This is a genomic window from Pseudomonas sp. GL_103, from assembly GCF_057835175.1.
In genome coordinates, this window is the sequence record NZ_CM174420.1 from 5,009,122 (window position 1) to 5,030,103 (window position 20,982).

Genomic DNA, 20,982 nt, shown 5'->3' on the forward strand with positions numbered 1-20,982 from the left:
TTTCAGACTCAGTCGCGGAAGTTGTTGAACTGCAGCGGCATACCGAATTCCTTCGCCCGCAGCACTGCAATGGCTTCTTGCAGGTCATCACGCTTTTTGCCGGTGATGCGAACCTGCTCGCCCTGAATGGCCGCCTGGACCTTGAGCTTGGCGTCCTTGACATGAGCGACGATTTTCTTCGCCAGCTCCTTGTCGATGCCTTCCTTGAGGACGGCTTCCTGCTTCATCAGCTTGCCCGACGCGAACGCGTCCTTGACTTCAAGGCACTGCACGTCGATTTTGCGCTTGACCAGCGCCAGCTTGAGGATCTCAATCATCGCTTCGAGCTGGAAATCCGCTTCGGCGGTCAGGTTGACGGTGAGGTCTTTTTCCTTGAACTCGAAGCTGCCTTTGCCTTTCAGGTCATAACGACGATCGAGTTCCTTGACGGCGTTCTCGACCGCGTTGGTGACTTCGTGTTTGTCCAGTTCGGATACCACGTCGAACGACGGCATGTAATCTCTCCAAATTTAAAGGCGCACTGATGGAGCACGCCTGGCTTGCGGTTAAAATCCGCGCTGATTATAACGGGTCTTTCCCATCATTCACTGTGAGCTGCCGATGCACGCCTTAAACAGAGCAAGAAGCTGATGTCCACCACCTGGCATGTACTGGGCGCCGGCAGCCTCGGCACTTTATGGGCGACACGTCTGGCACGGGCTGGCGTGCCGGTCAGGCTGGTCCTGCGGGACACCGCGAGACTGCAGGCCTATGAGGCGGCCGGTGGATTGACACTGGTGGAACACGGCGAGGCGCGACACTATGCCGTGCCCGCCGAGACAGCCGACAGCCCCCAACCGATCCACCGCCTGCTGGTAGCGTGCAAAGCCTACGATACCGAAAGTGCGGTGGCCCAATTGGCGCCACGCCTGGCCCCAGGCGCCGAACTGATCCTGCTGCAAAATGGCCTGGGCAGTCAGGACGCGGTGGCCGCACAGGTTCCTCAGGCACGCTGCATCTATGCCTCGAGCACCGAAGGCGCCTTTCGCGATGGCGATTGGCGCGTGGTGTTTGCCGGGCATGGCTTCACCTGGCTGGGGGACGCGAGCCATCCGGTGGCGCCGATCTGGCTCGATGACCTGAGCGCTGCCGGCATCCCGCATGAGTGGAGCACCGAAATCCTGACCCGGCTGTGGCGAAAACTCGCCCTCAACTGTGCGATCAATCCGCTGACGGTGCTGCACGATTGCCGCAACGGCGGTTTGCAGCAACATCAATGTGAGGTCGCCACCTTGTGCGGTGAACTGGTGGAGTTGCTCGAGCGTTGTGGTCAGCCGGCAGCGGCCGAAAACCTGCAGCAGGAAGTCGAACGGGTGATTCACGCCACCGCAGCCAACTACTCCTCGATGCATCAGGACGTCACGAGCCAGCGCCGCACGGAAATCAGCTACCTGCTGGGATACGCCTGCAAAGTGGCCGGGCGCCATCAACTGAACCTGCCTCACCTCAATCAACTTGAGGCAAGGTTGATCGCTCGCCTGCAAAGCCTTGGATTGCCCAGCGACTGAGCAGCGGCTACGCTGGCCACTTGTTCCTTGCCTGCGATTAATCCGATGCCATTGCGCCAGCGCCTTGAAAACCTGCCCGTCGGCCAGAAACTGCTGGCCGCCCTGCTGGTACTGATGGTCACCGTCCTGCTGGTTGCCAACCTGACCTTTATCAGCGCCGCCTACTACATCTCCCAGGAAAGCATGGCGCCCCAGGCCCTGCAGACCATCGGCCGGCTGGTATCCAACCCGAGCCTGGCCTCCGAAGCCCTGGCGTCACCGCAAAGCGCCGAGCGCCTGCTGAATGAACTCAACAGCTATTCGCCGTTGCGCGCGGCAGCCCTGTATGACGGAAAGGGTGAGCGATTGGCGCAATTGCAGCATGGCGACAACCTGGAGCTGCCGAAGCGTTTCCGGCATATCGAAGACTGGCAGGCCACCGAGTTTCGTACCAACCAAGTCATCCCCCTGCCCCGCACCGGTGCGGCACCAGGGCACCTGCTGTTGGTGGCCTCGAGTGAATTGCCAGTGGCGTTCTACACCGGGACCCTGACGGCCAGCCTGGGAATCCTGATCTTCAGCGTATTGCTGTGGCTGATCATTGCCCGCCAGATCAAGCGCCTGATTACCCGGCCGATCCACCAACTCGAGGAGTTATCCCGGCAGGTCACCCGCGAAGAAAACTACGCACTGCGTGCTTCGCGTGGAAACCACGATGAAATCGGTAGTCTCGCCGAGGCGTTCAACACCATGCTCTCGCGGATCGAGGCCAGGGAGCAGCAACTCAAGCGGGCTCGGGACGACTCCCAGGCAGCCTACGACCAGGCCCAGGGTCTGGCGGAAGAAACCCGCCATACCAACCGCAAACTGGAGCTCGAAGTCCAGGTGCGCAGCAAGATCGAGAAAAAGCTCACCGGTTTCCAGAACTACCTCAACAGCATCATCGACTCCATGCCATCGGCGCTGATCGCCCTCGACGAACAGCTCTACGTGACGCAATGGAACCAGGAAGCCAGCGCCCTGTCCGGCACGCGCCTCGATGAAGCCCTGAACCAGCCCATCTTCCTTGCCTTCGAACCGCTCAAGCCGTTTTTGCCGCAACTCAAGGAAACGGTCGAGCAGCATACGGTGGCCAAGATCGAACGTGTCACCTGGCTCAAGGACGACGACCCCCGCCACTACGCCCTGACTTTCTATCCGTTGATGGGCGGTGCCGGGCGTGGCGTGGTGATCCGGATCGACGACATCACCCAGCGCCTGTCCCTGGAAGAGATGATGGTGCAGTCGGAGAAAATGCTTTCGGTGGGTGGTCTGGCCGCCGGCATGGCCCACGAGATCAACAACCCGCTGGGCGCGATCCTGCACAACGTGCAAAACATTCGCCGACGCCTGTCACCCGATTTGCCGAAGAACCTCGAAGTGGCCGAACAGGCCGGCATCGAACTGGCGACAGTCAACCAGTACCTGCAAATCCGCGAAGTGCCGCAGTTGCTCGACGGCATCCAGCAGGCCGGTGCCCGGGCGGCGAAAATCGTCACCCACATGCTCAGCTTCAGCCGTCGCAGCACCCGCCAGATGGCCCCGTGCGACCTGCCCGCCCTGATCGACCAGGCGGTGGAGATCGCCGGAAACGACTTCGACCTGGCGATCGGCTTCGACTTCAAGGGCCAGGCCATCATTCGCCAATTCGACCCCACGCTGGGACCGGTCCCCGGCACCGCCAACGAACTGGAGCAAGTGCTGCTCAATCTGTTGAAAAACGCCGCGCAAGCCATCCATCAGCGCGAGGACGACAGCGAGCCAGGGCGGATCATTCTGCGCACCAGGCTGAATCCGCCATGGGCGGAAATTCAGGTCGAGGACAACGGCATCGGCATGAGCGAAAACGTGCGCAAACGCACCTTCGAGCCGTTTTTCACGACCAAGGAAATCGGCCAGGGCACCGGGCTTGGGCTGTCGGTGTCTTACTTCATCATCACCAATAACCACAAGGGGCAGATGGAAGTGCAATCGACTCTTGGCCAAGGCACCTGCTTCACCTTGCGTCTGCCCATGGCGAGCACGCCGCCCGTTTCGCAACAACTCAATCTGCTATCGAGGTAACCATGGGCTTTCGTTTGTCGAAGATTTACACCCGCACTGGCGACAAAGGCGAGACCGGGCTGGGCGATGGTCGTCGCGTACCGAAAGATCACCCGCGCGTTGAAGCAATCGGCGAAGTCGATACGCTGAACAGCCATGTTGGGGTGCTTCTGGCCGGGTTGGCGGCGGAAACTGTCCAGTTCCCAGGCTTGAACGAAGTGATCGAGGTATTGGCCCCCTGCCAGCATCGGTTATTTGATCTGGGTGGCGAACTGGCGATGCCGGTGTATCAGGCGCTGAATGCAGCGGAAGTCGAACGCCTGGAAGCGGCGATCGATGTGTGGAATGAAGAGCTGGGGCCGCTGGAAAATTTCATCTTGCCCGGCGGCTCGATGCTGATTGCCCAGGCCCATGTCTGCCGCAGCCTGGCGCGCAGCGCAGAGCGACGGTGTCAGCAACTCAACGCGATTGAGCCGTTGGCCGGGGTTGGCCTGGCGTACATCAATCGGTTGTCGGACTTGCTGTTTGTGGTGGCGCGGCTGATTGCCAAGCGTCAGGGAGTGGCGGAGATTCTTTGGCAGCCTGCGGCGAAACCTGAGGTTTAGCCGGCGCCTGTCAGGGCCCCTTCGCGAGCAAGCCCGCTCCCACAGTGGATTTGTGGTGCACACAAAGCCTGTGGGAGCGGGCTTGCCCGCGAAGGGGCCGGTAGACTCACTAGAGAATCAACTCTCAGGCCAAAACGCCCGAATCCCCGCCACACCCTGCGCACCCGCAGCCCAGGCTTTCTCGACCTCAGCCGGGCCAACCCCACCCAGCAGGAACACCGGCTTGCTGAACCCTTCGATCAAGCTCGACGCCTGCTCCCAACCCAACGGCTCGGCACCAGGGTGAGTAAGGGTAGGCTGCACCGGCGACAGGGTCACGAAATCCACCCCCATCTGTTCGGCCAGCGCCAGCTCTTCAGCGTTATGGCACGATGCGGCCAGCCAGCGCGATGCCGGTAGCGGTCGGCCAGCCGCTGCGTATTTGCGCAGTTGCGCCGAGGTAATGTGCCAACCGGCGGACGGGAAGTCGCCCAGCCATTCGAACGGCCCCTTGATCATCAATTGCGCCTTGCCGGCACACAGACCCACCGCATCGACGGCCAGGTCGCGATACTTCGGATCGTAGCCGTTCGGTGCGCGCAGCTGGATCAGCTTGATGCCGCCGGCAATGGCCTTCTGGATGCCGCGCAGCAACGCCGGGGTTTCCAGATCTTCCGGGGTAATCAGGTACTGAGCGGGTAATTTCGCGGCCGCGACGATCGGCTGATTGGCCGCCGGAAACTCGTAACCCGACAGATCCCGGGACGACACCCAGGCCAGCGGTTGGCCTTCGGCGCCGTGGGGCTCGCCGGTAAACGCCGAGACCTCCCAGACATCCAGCAACACCTGCTTGTCCGGGTAATCGTGCCGGACCTTGATCAGCGGGCGTGCCGCGCCGACCACGATTCCCAGTTCCTCATGGAGTTCGCGGGCCAGTGCAGTTTCGACCGACTCGTCGGCCTCGACCTTGCCCCCGGGAAATTCCCACAGACCGCCCTGGTGCTGTGAATCCGCACGACGAGCGATCAGGATTTGGCCACTGCCATCGCGGATGACGGCGGCGGCGACATGGACTCGTTTCACCTTTGCAACTCCTCCAGTCCAGCCTTCTGCCAGGCTTTGAACGCTGGCCATTGGTAGAGGGTTTCAACATAGGCCTCGTCAGCCGCGGACAGTTTCACCCGATAGGTGCGCAGGCGCACGGCGATGGGTGCAAAGAACGCGTCGGCCAACGTGATGCGGCCAAACAGGTACGGACCGCTCTCGGTTGCAGCGGCACGACACTCGGCCCACAACGCTGACATACGCTCGATGTCCGCCTGGACATCGGCCGGGACCGGCGACAGCGCGGCGTCATGGCTCAGGTCGAACGGCATGTTGCCGCGCATGGCGAAAAAGCCACTGTGCATCTGCGCGCACGCCGAACGCGCCTGGGCACGGGCGGCAGTGTCTTTGGGCCACAGGTTCGCGTCGGGAAACTGTTCTGCCAGGTATTCGGCAATCGCCAGGGAGTCGGCGATGGTGCCGTGTTCGGTTTTCAGCAGCGGGACTTTACAGGTCGGCGAATGCTTGAGCAGACGCTCACGGGTGTCCGGCTGGTTCAGCTTGATCAGTTCTTCGGTGTAGGAAGCGCCAGCCAGATCGAGGGCCAGAGCGCCACGCAGGGACCAGGAGGAATGCAGTTTGTCGCCGATGATCAGGTGCAGGCTCATGTTCGGGGTGCCTTCTCGTCAGGGTAACAAGCCAGAATATCTAGCGTCTGGTCGTCAGCCTTCGCGAGCAAGCCCGCTCCCACAGTTGATCGGGCAGTACGCACATCTTGTGTTCACTGAAGATCTCCTGTGGGAGCGGGCTTGCTCGCGAATGGGACGACTCGGTCTTGAACCGTGTATTAAGTACGGTACTCGGCGTTGATCTTCACGTATTCGTGGGACAGGTCGGTGGTCCAGATGGTTTCGCTGCAATCGCCACGACCCAACTCGATACGGATGGTGATTTCTTCCTGCTGCATCACCGCTGCGCCCTGGGCTTCGGTGTAGGTCGCCGCGCGCGCGCCACGGCTGGCGATGCACACGTCGCCGAGGAATACGTCGATCTTGCTTACGTCCAGGTTCGGCACACCGGCACGACCAACGGCCGCCAGGATACGGCCCCAGTTCGGATCGGAAGCGAACAACGCGGTCTTGATCAGCGGCGAGTGAGCCACGGTGTAACCGACGTCCAGGCATTCCTGGTGATTGCCGCCGCCGTTGACTTCAACGGTGACGAATTTGGTCGCGCCTTCACCGTCGCGAACGATGGCCTGGGCCACGTCCATGCACACTTCGAACACCGCTTGCTTCAACTTGGCGAACAACTCGCCTTCGGCACGGGTGATTTCCGGCAACGCGGCCTGACCGGTAGCGATCAGCATGCAGCAGTCGTTGGTCGACGTATCGCCATCGATGGTGATGCGGTTGAACGACTTGTTGGCGCCGTCCAGCATCAGGTTTTGCAGCACGTCGCGGGAGACTTTGGCGTCGGTGGCGATGTAGCCGAGCATGGTCGCCATGTTCGGGCGAATCATGCCGGCGCCTTTGCTGATGCCGGTAACGGTGATGGTCACACCGTCGTGCTGGAACTGACGGCTGGCACCTTTTGGCAGGGTGTCGGTGGTCATGATGCCGGTGGCGGCAGCTTCCCAGTTGTGGATCGACAGGTCGTCAAGGGCCGCTTGCAGCGCGCCTTCGATTTTCTCGACCGGCAGCGGCTCGCCGATCACACCGGTGGAATACGGCAGCACCTGGCTGGCATCGACACCGGTCAACTCGGCCAGCTTCGCGCAAGTGCGCTCGGCGGCGGCCAGGCCAGGTTCGCCGGTGCCGGCGTTGGCATTGCCGGTGTTGGTCAGCAGGTAACGCACAGGGCCTTGCACGCGTTGCTTGGCCAGGATCACCGGCGCGGCGCAAAAGGCGTTCAGGGTGAACACGCCGGCAACCGTGGAGCCTTCAACACAGCGCATGACCACAACATCCTTGCGCCCAGGGCGCTTGATGCCGGCCGAGGCGATACCGAGTTCAAAACCGGCAACCGGGTGCAACGTTGGCAAAGGACCAAGACCAACAGCCATGAATGCGCTCCTTTATAAATGATGTCAGCACCGTTTCAGCAGAACGGTGGTTCGAATGGTAAAACGCCGCGACGGCAGAAGCCGGTCGCGGCGCGGGTATTTCAGCGATTGAAACGGGTTTTACTGAATCTGCCCGTGGCAATGCTTGAACTTCTTGCCCGAACCGCAGTAGCACAGCTCATTGCGACCCAGCTTCTGCTCGTTGCGAACCGGCGCGGCAGCGAGGGCAACATCGACCTCTTCGCCCAACACTTCCGGCTGCTCAAGGCCTGGCGCCTCTTCATGCAGGAACTGCATGCGAGCGGCCAATGCCTCGGCTTCCTGACGCAGGCGCTGCTCTTCTTCGATCGGATCTTCGCGGCGAACCTGAACGTGGGACAGCACACGGATCGAGTCGCGCTTGATCGAATCCAGCAATTCGGAGAACAGGGTGAACGACTCGCGCTTGTATTCCTGCTTCGGGTTCTTCTGGGCATAGCCACGCAAGTGGATACCGTGGCGCAGGTGGTCCATGGTCGACAGGTGGTCTTTCCACAGGTCGTCCAGCACGCGCAGAACGATTTGCTTCTCGAAGGTGCGCAGCGCTTCGGCGCCCGCCTGGTCTTCTTTCTCGTTGTACGCCGCGATCAGCTCCTGCATCAGTTTCTCGCGCAGGGTTTCTTCGTACAGGTGATCGTCTTCGTCGAGCCATTGCTGGATCGGCAGCGTCACGCCGAAATCGCTCTGCAACGCGGTTTCCAGACCGGCCACGTCCCACTGCTCAGGCAGCGATTGTGGAGGAATGTGCGCGCTGACGGTGGCGTCGAGCACATCCTGACGGAAGTCAGCGATGGTCTCACCGATGTTGTCGGCGGCCAGCAACGTGTTACGCATGTGATAGATCACTTTACGCTGTTCGTTGTTGACGTCGTCGAACTCGAGCAGTTGCTTGCGAATGTCAAAGTTGCGGCCTTCAACCTTGCGCTGGGCCTTTTCGATGGCGTTGGTCACCATGCGGTGCTCGATCGCTTCGCCAGGCTGCATGCCCAGGGCCTTCATGAAGTTCTTCACCCGGTCAGAGGCGAAGATGCGCATCAGGCTGTCTTCCAGCGACAGGTAGAAACGGCTGGAACCGGCGTCGCCCTGACGACCGGCACGACCCCGCAGCTGGTTGTCGATACGGCGCGATTCGTGACGCTCCGAGGCAATCACCTGCAAACCGCCCGACTCGAGCACTTGCTGGTGACGCTTCTGCCAGTCGGCCTTGATCTGGGCAATCTGCTCAGGGGTCGGGTTTTCCAGGGAAGCCACTTCCACTTCCCAGTTACCGCCCAACAGGATGTCGGTACCGCGACCGGCCATGTTGGTGGCGATGGTCAGCGCGCCCGGGCGACCGGCCTGGGCAATGATCTCGGCTTCCTTTTCGTGGAACTTGGCGTTCAGGACCTTGTGTTCGATGCCTTCCTTCACGAGCAGGCTGGACATGTGCTCGGAGGTTTCGATGGTGGCGGTACCGACCAGAACCGGACGCCCCGCGGCCATGCTTTCCTTGATGTCGGCCACGATTGCCGCGTATTTCTCGTCGGCGGTCAGGAACACCAGGTCGTTGTAGTCCTTACGGGCCAGCGGCTTGTTCGGTGGAATCACCATGACCTGCAGGCCATAGATCTGGTGGAACTCGAACGCTTCGGTGTCGGCCGTACCGGTCATGCCGGACAGCTTGTTGTACAGACGGAAGTAGTTCTGGAAGGTGGTCGACGCCAGCGTCTGGCTTTCGGCCTGGATGTTCAGGTTTTCCTTGGCTTCGATGGCCTGGTGCAGGCCTTCGGACAAGCGGCGGCCCGGCATGGTACGGCCGGTGTGCTCGTCGACCAGTACGACCTGACCGTCCTGCACGATGTATTCGACGTTGCGATGGAACAGCTTGTGCGCGCGCAGGCCGGCGTAGACGTGAGTCAGCAGGCTCAGGTTGTGCGCCGAATACAGGCTCTCGCCCTCAGCCAGCAGGCCGATGCTGGTCAGCGTTTCTTCGACATACTGGTGACCGGCTTCGTTGAGTTCGACCTGACGGGTCTTCTCGTCGACGGTGTAGTGACCGGCCTGGGTCACTTCGCCTTCGACTTCTTCAACGTGCAGCTTGAGCTGCGGGATCAGCTTGTTGACCTCGATGTACAGCTTGGAGCTGTCCTCGGCCTGACCGGAGATGATCAGCGGCGTACGGGCTTCGTCGATGAGGATGGAGTCGACTTCGTCGATCACGGCAAAATTGAGTTCGCGCTGGAATTTTTCTTCCATGCTGAACGCCATGTTGTCGCGCAGGTAATCGAAACCGAATTCGTTGTTGGTGCCGTAGGTGATGTCGGCGGCGTAGGCAGCGCGCTTCTCTTCCGGCGGCTGGAACGGCGTGACAACGCCGACCGTCATGCCGAGGAATTCATACAGCGGGCGCATCCAGTTGGCGTCACGGCGGGCCAGGTAGTCGTTCACCGTCACAACGTGCACACCGTTGCCGGACAGCGCGTTGAGGTAAACGCCCAGTGTTGCCACCAGGGTCTTGCCTTCACCGGTACGCATTTCCGCGATCATGCCTTCATGCAAGGTCATGCCGCCGATCAGCTGGACATCGAAGTGGCGCATGCCCATGACACGCTTGCCGGCTTCGCGGGCGACCGCAAAGGCTTCTGGCAGCAGTTTGTCGAGGGATTCCCCTTTGGCGATGCGGGCCTTGAACTCGCTGGTCTTGGCACGCAATTGATCGTCCGAAAGGGCCACCATTTGCTCTTCGAAGGCATTGACGAGTTGCACCGTCTTGAGCATGCGTTTGACTTCACGCTCGTTCTTGCTTCCAAAAAGTTTCTTTAACAAAGGCGCAAACATATCGGCAGGATCTTCCACACTAAAGGGATGGAGGGCGGCCCCGTGAGTCGCCCGTGCAGCCCTCATGGCCGCATGCGAACGAGCATTCTACCCGGAAACGATGGAGAGGAAAGTGGCGATATTCCACGATGCTGGCACAGCGCTTTGACGGGGCTCACTTAAAATAAGGGCGTTTTGCTCAACTTCAAGCCGTTCAAGGCAGAAGTTAGTTGTTGATTTAATGGGCAAAGCACCCACAAAAGCAATGGGCGGGTGCATCCGGCGCTTTCTGCTACCATGGCGCATCTGTTACTTCAGGTGTCTGATCATGGCATTTCGCCCACTTACGGCCAAAGTACCTGCCGTTCTACTACGCGAAGCCAAGCCGCTGAAAGCCATTCTCGGCCACGCTCAACGCCTGGGTCATCTGCAACGTTTGCTCGAAAGCCAATTGCAACCCGCCGCTCGCGAGCATTGCCATGTGGCTTCCTGGCGCGAAGGCAGTTTGTTGCTGATTGTCACCGACGGTCATTGGGCAACCCGCCTGCGCTACCAGCAGAAGCGCCTGCAACGGCAACTGCAAATGTTCGATGAGTTTGCCAATCTGACCCGGATTCTGTTCAAAGTTCAGCCGCCGACCGTTCAGCAAGGTGCGGCCGGGCATACCATGGATTTGTCCAACGACGCGGCAGCGACCATTCAGGCCACGGCCGACGGGATCAGCGACCCGAATTTGCGGGCCGCGCTGGAGCGGTTGGCGGCGCACGCCAAGTCCAAAACCTGACACAGAAACCTTGTGGGAGCGGGCTTGCTCGCGAAGGCGGTGTGTCAAACAACATAACGTTGACTGACATGCCCTCTTCGCGAGCAAGCCCGCTCCCACAGTTAGACTGTGTCCACTCGCTACCGGCGTTTTTTGCTGCCCAGCAACGAGCCCATCAAGCCGCGCACCAACTGTCGGCCAATCTGGTTCGCCGCCTGTTGCATCGCCGATTTCAGTGCCTTGCCTGCCGCTGTACCGAGGAACTCTCCCGCCTGCTCGGTGAAACTCGGTTCCTGTTTGCCCTGCTCCGCTTCGGGCTCAGGTGCCAGCCCCTTGCGTCCCATCAGCACTTCATAGGCTGATTCACGATCGATCGGTTGGTCATAACGCCCTTTGAACGGCGAGCCTGCAATCAACACCGTACGCTCGGTTTCGCTCAAGGGCCCGATCCGCGATTGCGGCGGTGCCACCAGCACCCGCTGGACCATTTCCGGCGTGCCCTTTTCCTGCAGGGTGCCGACCAGCGCCTCACCGATCCCGAGCTCGGTCAACACCGACAACGCATCGAACGCCGGATTCGGCCGGAAACCTTCGGCCACCGCGCGCAGGGACTTCTGCTCCTTGGCGGTGAACGCCCGCAGACCGTGCTGGATGCGCAAGCCCAACTGCGCCAGCACATCATCCGGCAGGTCACCCGGCGACTGGGTGACGAAATACACGCCCACGCCTTTCGAACGAATCAGCCTCACGACTTGTTCCAGACGATCACGCAATGCCTGGGGCGTACCGTTGAACAACAAGTGAGCCTCGTCGAAGAACAGCGCCAGCAACGGTTTGTCGGCATCGCCACGCTCCGGCAGTTGCTCGAACAGCTCGGCCAGCAGCCACAGCAGGAACGTCGCGTAGACTTTCGGCGCTTCATGCACCAGGCGGCTGGCATCGAGTAAATGAATGCGCCCACGGCCATCCGCAGTGGGTTGGAGGATGTCTTCGAGTTGCAGCGCCGGCTCGCCAAACAGCGCTTCGGCGCCCTGTTGCTCCAGGGTCGCCAGGCGTCGCAGCAATGCCTGGCTGGAGCCGGTGGTCATCAATGCCGCATCGTCGCCCAGCAACTGGGGGTTGTCCCGCAGGTGATTGAGCAACGCCTTCAGGTCCTTGAGATCGAGCAACAACAGGCCTTCGCGGTCCGCCACCTTGAACGCGGCGTACAGCGCCGACTGCTGACTGTCGGTCAGTTCCAGCAGGCTGCCCAGCAGCAGCGGCCCCATTTCACTCAAGGTTGTGCGTAAAGGATGACCGGACTGACCGTGTATGTCCCACAACGTCACCGGATAAGCCTGAGGCCTGTGGTTAAGCCACGGCATCCCGGCAATCCGCTCGGCGATCTTGCCCTGGGGGTTGCCGGCGGCGCCAAGGCCGCACAGGTCACCCTTGATATCGGCGGCGAACACCGCCACGCCCGCATCGCTGAAGGCTTCGGCCATTCGTTGCAAAGTGACGGTCTTGCCGGTGCCGGTCGCGCCCGCGATCAAACCGTGGCGGTTCGCCAGGCGCATGGCCTGGGCAATCGGCTGCCCTTCTAAATCCGCGCCGATAACGAGTTGCAATGAGTCAGGCATTTGGTCACCCATGATTAATCTTTGGTCCTGCACGGCCGATAGAAATTACGACAAAGCAGTCAGACACGATCTGGTCGGAAATTTCCCTAAGGAGAGTCGGAAAATTCACTTGCTTTCAACCTTGCCCGTCGTGCGTCCCTTTATAAAAGCACGCGCTGGACATTAAGACCTTAGCGGAACCCCAAGTCATGAACAAAAATCTGCGTTTCAGCCATAAAATCCTGCTTGCCGCCGCCCTCATTGTGATTGCCGCCTTCGCCTCATTCACGCTGTACAACGACTATTTGCAGCGCAACGCCATCCGCGAAAACCTGGAAAATTATCTGCAGGAAATGGGCGCAGTGACCGCCAACAATATCCAGACCTGGTTGAACGGGCGCAGCCTGCTGATTGAAAACCTGTCACAAACTGTCGCGCTCAACTCCGATGCCGACAATGTTTCCAGCCTGCTTGTACAAAAAGCCGTAGCCTCGACCTTCATGGGCGCCTACCTCGGCAACAAGGATGGCTCGTTCATCATTCGCCCGGACAGCAAGATGCCCGATGGCTATGACCCGCGTGCACGCCCTTGGTACAAGAGTGCGCAAGGCAGCAGCGGTTCGGCATTGACCGAGCCGTATATTGATCTGGCCTCCGGCCAACTGGTGATTTCCATTGTCGACAGCGTTATCAAGGACGGCCAGAACATCGGCGTGGTCGGTGGCGACCTGAGCTTGCAGGTGATCGCCGACAGCCTTGGCACGCTGGATTTCGACGGCATGGGTTATGCCTTCCTGGTCAGCTCTGACGGCAAGATCCTGGTTCATCCCGACAAAGCGCTGGCGATGAAGATGCTCAAGGATGTCTACCCGCAAGACACGCCGGCCATCAGCAGCGCAATGAGCGAAATCCAGGTCGACGGCAAAACCCGCATCGTGACCTTCACCCCGATCAAAGGCTTGTCGTCGGTCAACTGGTACATCGGTGTGTCGGTCGACAAGGAAAAAGCCTACTCGATGCTCAGCAAGTTCCGCACCTCGGCTGTCGTTGCGACCATCATTGCCGTGGCCATCATCATCGCCCTGCTCGGCATGCTGATTCGCATCCTGATCCAGCCGTTGCACGTCATGACCCGTGCCATGGCCGACATCGCTGACGGTGAAGGCGACCTGACCAAGCGCCTGACCATCCAGAACAATGACGAATTCGGCACCCTCGGCACCGCGTTCAACCGTTTCGTCGAGCGCATTCACGGCTCGATCCGCGAAGTGTCCTCGGCCACCGGGCAAGTCAACGAAGTGGCATTGCGCGTAGTGGCCGCCTCCAACTCGTCGATGTTCAACTCCGACCAGCAAGCCTCGCGCACCAGCAGCGTCGCGGCCGCGATCAACCAGCTCGGCGCCGCCGCCCAGGAAATTGCCCGTAACGCCGCTCAGGCTTCGAGCCAGGCCAGCGATGCCCGCAACCTGGCCGAAGACGGCCAGCAAGTGGTGGACCGCAGCATCGCGGCGATGAATCAACTGTCGAGCATGCTCAGCGCATCGAGCTCCAACATCGAATCGCTGAACAGCAAAACGGTGAACATCGGGCAGATTCTCGAAGTGATCACCAGCATTTCCCAACAAACCAACTTGCTGGCACTCAACGCCGCCATTGAAGCCGCCCGCGCCGGTGAAGCCGGTCGTGGATTTGCCGTGGTGGCGGACGAAGTGCGCAACCTGGCACATCGCACGCAGGAATCGGCGCAACAGGTACAAACCATGATCGAGGAGCTGCAAGTCGGCGCCCGGGAATCGGTCAGCACCATGAGCGACAGTCAGCGCCACAGCCAGGACAGCGTGGAAATCGCCAACCTCGCGGGCGAACGCCTGAACAGCGTGACGCTGCGTATCGGTGAAATCGACGGCATGAACCAGTCGGTGGCTACCGCGACCGAGGAACAGACCGCCGTGGTGGAGTCGATCAACGTCGACATCACCGAGATCAACACGCTGAACCAGGAAGGCGTGGAAAACCTGCAATCGACATTGCGCGCGTGCTCGGACCTCGAGCAGCAGGCTTCGCGGTTGAAGCAGTTGGTAGGCAGTTTCCGTATCTGATGCAGTAATCCCATGTGGCGAGGGAGCTTGCTCCCTCGCCACAACAGCCTCCATCCTGCGCCCCGCAACAAACCCCAACCGAACATCTATCCTTCATATAGGTCAACCAAAGGAGTAACAGGCCCGGAGGATCGTTCATCGTGCATATCGCGGACATCACCATGTTCTACGCCCCTGCCAGCGGTGGCGTGCGCACTTATCTGGATGCAAAGCACCGTCGCCTGGGCATCAAGCCGGGCATTCGCCACAGTTTGCTGATCCCCGGATCGTCCTTGAGCGAGCAGGACGGCATCTTCACCGTTCCGGCCCCCGCCCTGCCCTTCGGCAAGGGCTATCGCTTCCCTCTGCGTCTCGCACCCTGGCGCAATGTCCTGCAAGACTTGCAACCCGATCTGATCGAAGTCGGCGACCCCTATCTCACCGCATGGGCGGCACTGGATGCGCGACGGCAACTCGATGTGCCGGTCATCGGTTTCTATCACTCGGACCTGCCCCTGCTGGTCAGCAACCGCATGGGCAACTGGGTGACCAACAACGTCGAGGCTTATGTCAGCAAGCTCTACGGCAACTTCGACCGGGTCCTGGCGCCCAGCCGGGTCATGGCCGACAAACTCACCGGGCTTGGGGTCAGGAATGTCTTTGTGCAGCCGTTGGGCGTCGACCTGCAAACCTTCAATCCCGATGCCAGAGACCCCGGGCTGCGGGCCGAACTGGGCCTGGACGAAAACACCCGCCTCTTGATCTTCGCCGGGCGCGGTTCCAAGGAAAAAAACCTGCCAGTGCTGCTCGACTGCATGAAACGCCTGGGCCGACGCTATCATCTGCTGCTGGTTGGCTCGTCGATGCCCACGGCCGTGCCCTCCAACGTGACGGTGATCGACAAGTTCTGCCCGACGGCGCAGGTGGCCCGCCTGATGGCCAGCGCCGACGCCTTGCTCCACGCCGGCGATCAGGAAACCTTCGGTCTGGTGATACTCGAAGCCATGGCCAGCGGTATTCCAGTGGTGGCCGTGGCGGCCGGGGCTTTCGAAGAAATCGTCACCGAGGACTGCGGCCGGCTCTGCGCGCCTAACAACCCCGCGGCGATGGCCACCGCCGTTCGAGATCTGTTCGGATCGGGCAGCGAAGCCCTGGGCCGACAAGCGCGATTACATGTCGAACGGCATTACGCCTGGGATACGGTGGTCAACAGCCTGCTGCGGCACTACCACGCCGTGCTCGGCAGCCAATGGCCGCTGACAGCCAATGGTTGAGCCCATGAACAGTCCTGCTTTACTGCTGGTACTGCACGACGTGGCACCGCCCACCTGGGCCGATTACCAGCCGTTCGTCAAAACCGTCGACGCCTTGGGTGACGTGCCGATCACCTGGCTGGTGGTCCCGGATTTCCACAAACACAACAATCTGGACGCCCATCCGCAGTTTTGCCGCCAACTCAGTGCCAGGGTCGCCTGGGGCGACGAACTGGCACTGCATGGCTATTTCCATTGCGACGACGGGCCGATGACCATCAATCCCCGCGACTGGTTCATGCGTCGGGTCTACACCCACGAAGGCGAGTTTTACTGTTTGTCGCAGGAAGCCGCCCTCGCCCGCCTGCGTTCGGGTATCGAGATGTTCCACCGGCATGATTGGCCACTGGAGGGGTTCGTCGCCCCTGCCTGGCTGATGAGCCAAGGGACTCGCCAGGCATTGCGCCAATTGCCGCTGAGTTACACCAGCGACTCGCAACATTTATACCGGCTACCGGATTTCACCGCGATCGAGGCGCCCGGGCTGGTCTGGAGCGCGCGCAGTGCCTTGCGCCGGGGTGTGTCGAAGCTCGTCAGCGACCGGTGTGAAAAGCGCTGGCAGCACGCTCCGGTGATTCGCCTGGGCCTGCACCCGGTGGACATGCGCCATGAGTTCTCGCGCCGATACTGGCTAAAAACCCTTGAGCGCCTGCTCGACAACGGACGGGTGCCAATGACCAAGGCCCACTGGCTGGCGCTGCAAAACGACCGACTGGACCGTGCCGCATGAGTCGCGCACTGCTGTTGCTCGTCGGCCTGCTCGCGGCAGTGCTGATTCCATTACTGTTGGGCGGCAGCGAAACCTGGTCTCGGCTGACCGCTTTTCCGCTGCCGTGGTTACTGATCATGTTCGGCATGATCCTGCTGTGCTGGGGGGTGAACACCCTGCGTTTGCGCCTATTGCTGGGGGATCAATGCGACAAGGTCGGCCGGTTCAGGAGCCTCGGCGTGGTGATGGCCGCCGAATTCGCCTACTGCGCCACGCCCGGCGGCAGCGGCGGGCCTCTGACGATCATGGCCTTACTGGCGCGTCGCGGCGTGCGTCCGGCCAGGGGCAGTGCGGTGTTTGCCATGGATCAACTGAGCGACTTGCTGTTTTTCCTCTGTGCCCTGAGCGGGATTCTGATTTACGCCCTGTTCCAGCACCTCAGCCAGCGCATGGAATGGATGCTGATGGTCAGCGCCGTTTCGCTGTTCGGCGGCCTGATCAGTTGCGTCATGGTGGCCCGCTATCACCGTTTATTGATTCGCCTGAGCGGCCGCTGGCTCGCCCGAGTCAATGTCAAAGCGGCCACTCGAATGCGCTGGGCGCGCAAGCTCCTGCAGTTTCTGGCGGGGTTTACCGACACGCTGAAGTTGCCCGTGCAGACCTTGATCAAGGTATTCGCCTTGACCTGTGTGCATTGGGTCCTGCGCTACAGCGTGCTGTACCTGGCGCTACGAGGGCTCGGCGCGGATTTGCAATGGGCCTGGAGTTTTCTGATCCAGATGCTTGCCCTGAGCGCCGGTCAATTCAGCCTGCTGCCGGGCGGAGCCGGGGCGGCCGAGCTGACGTCCGCTGCGCTGCTGGCGCCCATGGTCGGGAAGTCCACGGCAGCCGCGGCGATTCTGATTTGGCGGGCGGTGACCTATTACTTCTATTTACTGGTCGGTGGGCCGGTGTTTTTGCTGATGCTGGGTCGGCCGCTGCTGATGAAGTTGATGAAACTCAGGCAGGCTTAGGCTTGTCCTGGGGCACTTGCTGCAACTGTTCCCACAACTGCGCGGCGTCAGGAAACTCCGTACCGGTTTCAGGCCCCATGTCATCCGGGTCGTAGCGGCTCAGGCAACCCTCGCCCAGCGTGGCGGGAGCCTTGGAGGTGGCTTTGTCCAGTGGATCGGCCATGGTCATGTCCTCGGTGCAGAAACGGCGAAGGGCCTGAAGCGATTGAACGCCCAGGCCCTTCGAATTTCAACTGTGACGTACGTCTGTCAGAAGACGACGGTCTTGTTGCCGTGCACCAGCACGCGGTCTTCCAGGTGATAACGCAAGCCACGGGCCAGCACCATTTTCTCGACATCGCGGCCGAAACGCACCATGTCTTCGATGCTGTCGCTGTGGCTGACGCGCACCACGTCCTGCTCGATGATCGGGCCGGCATCCAGCTCTTCGGTCACGTAGTGGCAAGTCGCGCCGATCAGCTTCACGCCGCGCAGGGAGGCCTGGTGGTACGGCTTGGCACCGACGAACGATGGCAGGAAGCTGTGGTGAATGTTGATGACCTTGTGCGCGTATTCGCTGCACAACTCGGGCGGCAGGATCTGCATGTAGCGGGCAAGCACCACCACTTCGGCGTCGTGCTGTTTGACCAGGCGCGAAACCTCGGCGAAGGCTGGCTGCTTGTCCTGCGGATTGACCGGAACGTGGTAGTACGGAATACCGTGCCACTCCACCATGCTGCGCAAGTCATCATGGTTGGAAATCACACAGGAAATTTCGCAGTCCAGTTCATCGCTGTGCCAGCGGTGCAGCAAGTCGGCCAGGCAGTGCGACTCGCGGCTGGCCATCAGGACCACGCGTTTCTTTTGCTCGGTATCGGTGATGCGCCAGTCCATCGAGAACTCTTCGGCGATTGGGGCAAAGGCTTCACGAAACGCTTCGATACCAAATGGCAGGGAGTCGGCACGGATTTCGTGACGCATGAAGAACCAGCCACTGAGATTGTCCGAGTGATGGCTCGCTTCAGTGATCCAGCCGTTGTGTGATGCCAGAAAGTTACTGACTTTGGCAACGATGCCAACACGGTCCGGGCAAGAAATCACCAGACGAAAAGTGCGCATGAGGGGGAAACTCCAGAACTTCGCAAAGGCTGCCATTCTAGCGATTGCGCAGCAAAACTGCAGTATTGTTGACGCTTCGCCCTGCCGGAAGGTCGGTGCGGCAGGGTGGGCAGTACCGGTACCGGTTCGCCCGGATGCTCTAGCGGTACCGGTCAATTGTTAATTTATGTATATCTGACAGACCGGGACCACACTAATAACTGCATTACCAATGTGCGCCAAACCCCCGGCAATTAAATTAAATAAACTTGCCTTAAATGTTTACTTGATGAAACACCGTGACTATTATTGCCGCACTGTCACCTGCCATCCAGCGCACAACATAAGGTAGTCACCATGTCCTTGATCAACGAATATCGCGCCACCGAAGAAGCTATCAAAGAGCTGCAAGCCCGTTTGAAGAACCTGTCCCAAGACGACAAACTGCAAACCGAGCTGGAATTCGAAGGCAAACTGCGCACCCTGATGGGTGAATACTCCAAGTCCCTGCGCGACATTATCGCGCTGCTGGATCCAGAATCCAAAACCAAGGCACCACGCGGCGGTGCAGTGAAAACTACCGGCACCAAGCGTGCTCGCAAAGTTAAACAATACAAAAACCCGCACAACGGTGAAGTCATCGAAACCAAAGGTGGCAACCACAAGACTCTGAAAGAGTGGAAAGCCAAGTGGGGCGGTGACGTGGTCGAAGGCTGGGCTACCCTGCTGGGCTAAGCCTCAGCGCTTGTCGCAGATGGATCCGTGACAAAAAATAACGCCAGCAAATGCTGGCGTTTTTTTATGCGCGGCTTTTAAGCCCTGACATGTTCGATTTCAAAGACGCAAACGCTGGCGCAGTCCCTGGACATAATCCTGCCACTCACTGAGCACCCCCTGCTGAAACGCAGTAGCACTAACGCTCAATTGGGCCGCGGCTTCTACAAAACTTTCAAGGGTATTTGGCGCACCCCATTGAGGGTCTGACAAACGTTTCTGACAGAATATTCGCCAGCGCTCTTGCTCTTCGGAATTCAACGTGTCGGGAAAGTTGCGTGCGCGATATCGAAACAGCAATTCAGGCAAGCGTTCGTCATCGAAAGGCCACTGCTCTTGTGCCAATTGCATCGGGTCAACGGTTCTGACTTGTTCACACAATCGCCGATCCCGATCACCGATAAATCCATCGTATAACTGCTGCTCCGGATCCTGACTCTGGGAAAAGTCTTCGCGGGCATAAATCGCCAGGATTTTATCCAGCCAAACTTTCCGGGCGTCATTGAGCTGCGACACCCTCTGCTGATACAGCGCCATATCCAGCCCCAAACGCTGCTGATCTTCCTGGCGAAGTACCGACAACGGTGCCACCACCGGGCACTTGTTGATGTGAATCAGCTTCAACGGCACCGGCAACTCGCCTTCGGCCAGTTCGTCGCGGCGGGTATACAAGCGCTGGCGCAAACTTTCGGCATCCAGGTCGAGCAGGCCCTGGGGATCGAGGTGCAGGTCACAGACAATCAGGGCGTTCTTGTTGCGCGGGTGCCAGGCCAGCGGTAACACCACACCCACATAGTTGCGCGCAGCCGAGAAACGCCCGGAAACATGCACCAACGGTTGCAGCAGGCGTATCTGGTCCATGACTTTTTGTTTGCTGCGCAGTTGAAACAGCCAGTCGTACAGCTTTGGCTGTTTTTCCCGTATCAGGCGCGCCAGAGCGATCGTCGCGCGAACGTCCGACAGCGCTTCGTGGGCATTGCCATGATCGATGCCATTGGCAGCGGTCAGGCGTTCAAGCTTGAGCGTGACCCGCCCCTCGTCATCGGTCGGCCAGACCAGGCCATCGGGGCGCAAGGCATAGGCGGCACGCACCACATCGATCAGGTCCCAGCGGCTGTTGCCGCCCTGCCACTCCCGCGCATACGGGTCGAAAAAGTTTCGGTACAGGCTGTAGCGGGTCATCTCGTCATCGAAACGCAGGGTGTTATACCCCGCGCCACAGGTACCGGGCGCCGCGAGCTGGGCATGCACCCGGGTCATGAAGTCGGCTTCGCTCAAGCCTTGCGCCTGCAGTTGCCCGGGGGTGATCCCCGTGATCGTGCAGGCAGCCGGATGCGGCAGGATGTCATCACTGGGCTGGCAGTAAAGATTGACCGGCTCGTCGATTTCATTGAGATCGAAGTCAGTGCGCAGGCCGGCCATTTGCAACGGACGGTCGCAACGGGGGTTGATGCCAGTGGTTTCGTAGTCGTACCAGAAGATGGAGGTCACGGGCGATTCCTGAACTGAAGATCGGCAAAG

Annotated in this window: 18 protein-coding genes and 1 pseudogene; 10 read left to right on the forward strand and 9 right to left on the reverse strand. The window is 60.2% G+C overall.

Going from position 1 to position 20,982, the window contains the following annotated elements; translation table 11 throughout:
• Positions 1–8: 8 nt before the first annotated feature.
• Positions 9–494 carry a YajQ family cyclic di-GMP-binding protein gene (locus AC3IP0_RS22500; RefSeq protein ID WP_007977344.1) on the reverse strand — a complete coding sequence of 162 codons (486 nt, stop codon included), beginning with the start codon at positions 492–494 and terminating at the stop codon, positions 9–11.
• Positions 495–629: 135 nt separating this feature from the next.
• On the opposite strand from AC3IP0_RS22500, the gene AC3IP0_RS22505 reads away from it, so the two are divergent.
• The 3 genes from AC3IP0_RS22505 to AC3IP0_RS22515 are packed head-to-tail and all read left to right on the forward strand — an operon-like array spanning position 630 to position 4,213.
• Positions 630–1,547, forward strand: a complete 918-nt coding sequence (locus tag AC3IP0_RS22505) for a putative 2-dehydropantoate 2-reductase (RefSeq protein WP_489317041.1) — start codon at positions 630–632, stop codon at positions 1,545–1,547.
• 45 nt (positions 1,548–1,592) lie between these two features.
• Positions 1,593–3,629, forward strand: a complete 2,037-nt coding sequence (locus AC3IP0_RS22510) for a sensor histidine kinase (RefSeq protein WP_489325960.1) — start codon at positions 1,593–1,595, stop codon at positions 3,627–3,629.
• A gap of 2 nt (positions 3,630–3,631) precedes the next feature.
• Positions 3,632–4,213 (forward strand): cob(I)yrinic acid a,c-diamide adenosyltransferase, encoded by a 582-nt coding sequence (locus AC3IP0_RS22515; protein ID WP_489317042.1) that lies wholly within the window; start codon positions 3,632–3,634, stop codon positions 4,211–4,213.
• A gap of 117 nt (positions 4,214–4,330) precedes the next feature.
• Here AC3IP0_RS22515 and AC3IP0_RS22520 read toward each other — a convergent pair whose 3' ends face one another.
• The 4 genes from AC3IP0_RS22520 to secA form a co-directional block, all read right to left on the reverse strand.
• Positions 4,331–5,275 (reverse strand): Nudix family hydrolase, encoded by a 945-nt coding sequence (locus tag AC3IP0_RS22520; RefSeq protein ID WP_489317043.1) that lies wholly within the window; start codon positions 5,273–5,275, stop codon positions 4,331–4,333.
• The gene (locus AC3IP0_RS22525) at positions 5,272–5,904 is read right to left on the reverse strand and encodes a glutathione S-transferase family protein (protein ID WP_489317044.1); all 633 of its coding nucleotides are present in this window, start codon (positions 5,902–5,904) and stop codon (positions 5,272–5,274) included. Before AC3IP0_RS22525 ends, AC3IP0_RS22520 begins: the two co-directional genes overlap by 4 nt.
• 179 nt (positions 5,905–6,083) lie before the next feature.
• Complete coding sequence (gene argJ / locus AC3IP0_RS22530) at positions 6,084–7,301, reverse strand: bifunctional glutamate N-acetyltransferase/amino-acid acetyltransferase ArgJ (protein ID WP_056726069.1); 1,218 nt, start codon at positions 7,299–7,301, stop codon at positions 6,084–6,086.
• A 120-nt stretch (positions 7,302–7,421) separates the two neighbouring features.
• On the reverse strand, positions 7,422–10,157 hold the full coding sequence (secA, locus tag AC3IP0_RS22535) for a preprotein translocase subunit SecA (RefSeq protein ID WP_489317045.1): 2,736 nt from the start codon (positions 10,155–10,157) through the stop codon (positions 7,422–7,424).
• Positions 10,158–10,464: 307 nt separating this feature from the next.
• On the opposite strand from secA, the gene AC3IP0_RS22540 reads away from it, so the two are divergent.
• Complete coding sequence (locus AC3IP0_RS22540; RefSeq protein WP_008052476.1) at positions 10,465–10,920, forward strand: DUF721 domain-containing protein; 456 nt, start codon at positions 10,465–10,467, stop codon at positions 10,918–10,920.
• A gap of 119 nt (positions 10,921–11,039) precedes the next feature.
• Here AC3IP0_RS22540 and AC3IP0_RS22545 read toward each other — a convergent pair whose 3' ends face one another.
• Positions 11,040–12,518, reverse strand: coding sequence for a helicase HerA-like domain-containing protein (locus AC3IP0_RS22545; protein WP_489317046.1), 1,479 nt, complete (start codon positions 12,516–12,518; stop codon positions 11,040–11,042).
• Positions 12,519–12,706: 188 nt separating this feature from the next.
• Between AC3IP0_RS22545 and AC3IP0_RS22550 the strand changes: the two are divergent.
• The 5 genes and pseudogenes from AC3IP0_RS22550 to gpgF all read left to right on the forward strand — a co-directional run.
• Positions 12,707–13,738: pseudogene (locus tag AC3IP0_RS22550) on the forward strand (HAMP domain-containing protein); the annotation flags it as partial.
• Positions 13,739–13,831: 93 nt separating this feature from the next.
• Positions 13,832–14,596 carry a methyl-accepting chemotaxis protein gene (locus AC3IP0_RS22555; protein ID WP_489319817.1) on the forward strand — a complete coding sequence of 255 codons (765 nt, stop codon included), beginning with the start codon at positions 13,832–13,834 and terminating at the stop codon, positions 14,594–14,596.
• 140 nt (positions 14,597–14,736) lie between these two features.
• Positions 14,737–15,849: an N-acetylglucosaminyl phosphatidylglycerol synthase gene (gene gpgS, locus AC3IP0_RS22560; RefSeq protein ID WP_489317047.1), complete on the forward strand. Its 1,113-nt coding sequence runs from the start codon at positions 14,737–14,739 to the stop codon at positions 15,847–15,849.
• Positions 15,842–16,618, forward strand: a complete 777-nt coding sequence (gene gpgD, locus AC3IP0_RS22565; protein WP_489325963.1) for an N-acetylglucosaminyl phosphatidylglycerol deacetylase — start codon at positions 15,842–15,844, stop codon at positions 16,616–16,618. Before gpgS ends, gpgD begins: the two co-directional genes overlap by 8 nt.
• On the forward strand, positions 16,615–17,610 hold the full coding sequence (gene gpgF, locus AC3IP0_RS22570) for a glucosaminyl phosphatidylglycerol flippase (RefSeq protein WP_489325965.1): 996 nt from the start codon (positions 16,615–16,617) through the stop codon (positions 17,608–17,610). The genes gpgD and gpgF overlap by 4 nt, the downstream gene beginning before the upstream one ends.
• On the opposite strand, the gene AC3IP0_RS22575 is transcribed toward gpgF, so the two are convergent.
• Positions 17,597–17,773 carry a hypothetical protein gene (locus AC3IP0_RS22575; protein ID WP_489317050.1) on the reverse strand — a complete coding sequence of 59 codons (177 nt, stop codon included), beginning with the start codon at positions 17,771–17,773 and terminating at the stop codon, positions 17,597–17,599. The genes gpgF and AC3IP0_RS22575 overlap by 14 nt on opposite strands.
• A gap of 86 nt (positions 17,774–17,859) precedes the next feature.
• Entirely contained in the window at positions 17,860–18,708 is an 849-nt protein-coding gene (gene purU, locus AC3IP0_RS22580) for a formyltetrahydrofolate deformylase (protein ID WP_007993692.1), read from the reverse strand.
• A 336-nt stretch (positions 18,709–19,044) separates the two neighbouring features.
• On the opposite strand from purU, the gene mvaT reads away from it, so the two are divergent.
• Positions 19,045–19,422: a histone-like nucleoid-structuring protein MvaT gene (gene mvaT, locus AC3IP0_RS22585; protein ID WP_007933316.1), complete on the forward strand. Its 378-nt coding sequence runs from the start codon at positions 19,045–19,047 to the stop codon at positions 19,420–19,422.
• 99 nt (positions 19,423–19,521) lie between these two features.
• On the opposite strand, the gene sbcB is transcribed toward mvaT, so the two are convergent.
• Positions 19,522–20,952, reverse strand: coding sequence for an exodeoxyribonuclease I (gene sbcB, locus AC3IP0_RS22590; protein WP_489325967.1), 1,431 nt, complete (start codon positions 20,950–20,952; stop codon positions 19,522–19,524).
• Positions 20,953–20,982: the final 30 nt, after the last annotated feature.

Coding starts and splice junctions, on each gene's coding strand:
- purU (WP_007993692.1), bottom strand. CDS start 18,708: ATGCGCACTTTTCGTCTGGTGATTTCTTGCCCGGACCGTGTTGGCATC.
- AC3IP0_RS22525 (WP_489317044.1), bottom strand. CDS start 5,904: ATGAGCCTGCACCTGATCATCGGCGACAAACTGCATTCCTCCTGGTCC.
- secA (WP_489317045.1), bottom strand. CDS start 10,157: ATGTTTGCGCCTTTGTTAAAGAAACTTTTTGGAAGCAAGAACGAGCGT.
- gpgF (WP_489325965.1), top strand. CDS start 16,615: ATGAGTCGCGCACTGCTGTTGCTCGTCGGCCTGCTCGCGGCAGTGCTG.
- AC3IP0_RS22545 (WP_489317046.1), bottom strand. CDS start 12,518: ATGCCTGACTCATTGCAACTCGTTATCGGCGCGGATTTAGAAGGGCAG.
- AC3IP0_RS22555 (WP_489319817.1), top strand. CDS start 13,832: ATGTTCAACTCCGACCAGCAAGCCTCGCGCACCAGCAGCGTCGCGGCC.
- gpgD (WP_489325963.1), top strand. CDS start 15,842: ATGGTTGAGCCCATGAACAGTCCTGCTTTACTGCTGGTACTGCACGAC.
- AC3IP0_RS22540 (WP_008052476.1), top strand. CDS start 10,465: ATGGCATTTCGCCCACTTACGGCCAAAGTACCTGCCGTTCTACTACGC.
- AC3IP0_RS22500 (WP_007977344.1), bottom strand. CDS start 494: ATGCCGTCGTTCGACGTGGTATCCGAACTGGACAAACACGAAGTCACC.
- AC3IP0_RS22505 (WP_489317041.1), top strand. CDS start 630: ATGTCCACCACCTGGCATGTACTGGGCGCCGGCAGCCTCGGCACTTTA.
- AC3IP0_RS22575 (WP_489317050.1), bottom strand. CDS start 17,773: ATGGCCGATCCACTGGACAAAGCCACCTCCAAGGCTCCCGCCACGCTG.
- AC3IP0_RS22510 (WP_489325960.1), top strand. CDS start 1,593: ATGCCATTGCGCCAGCGCCTTGAAAACCTGCCCGTCGGCCAGAAACTG.
- argJ (WP_056726069.1), bottom strand. CDS start 7,301: ATGGCTGTTGGTCTTGGTCCTTTGCCAACGTTGCACCCGGTTGCCGGT.
- AC3IP0_RS22515 (WP_489317042.1), top strand. CDS start 3,632: ATGGGCTTTCGTTTGTCGAAGATTTACACCCGCACTGGCGACAAAGGC.
- mvaT (WP_007933316.1), top strand. CDS start 19,045: ATGTCCTTGATCAACGAATATCGCGCCACCGAAGAAGCTATCAAAGAG.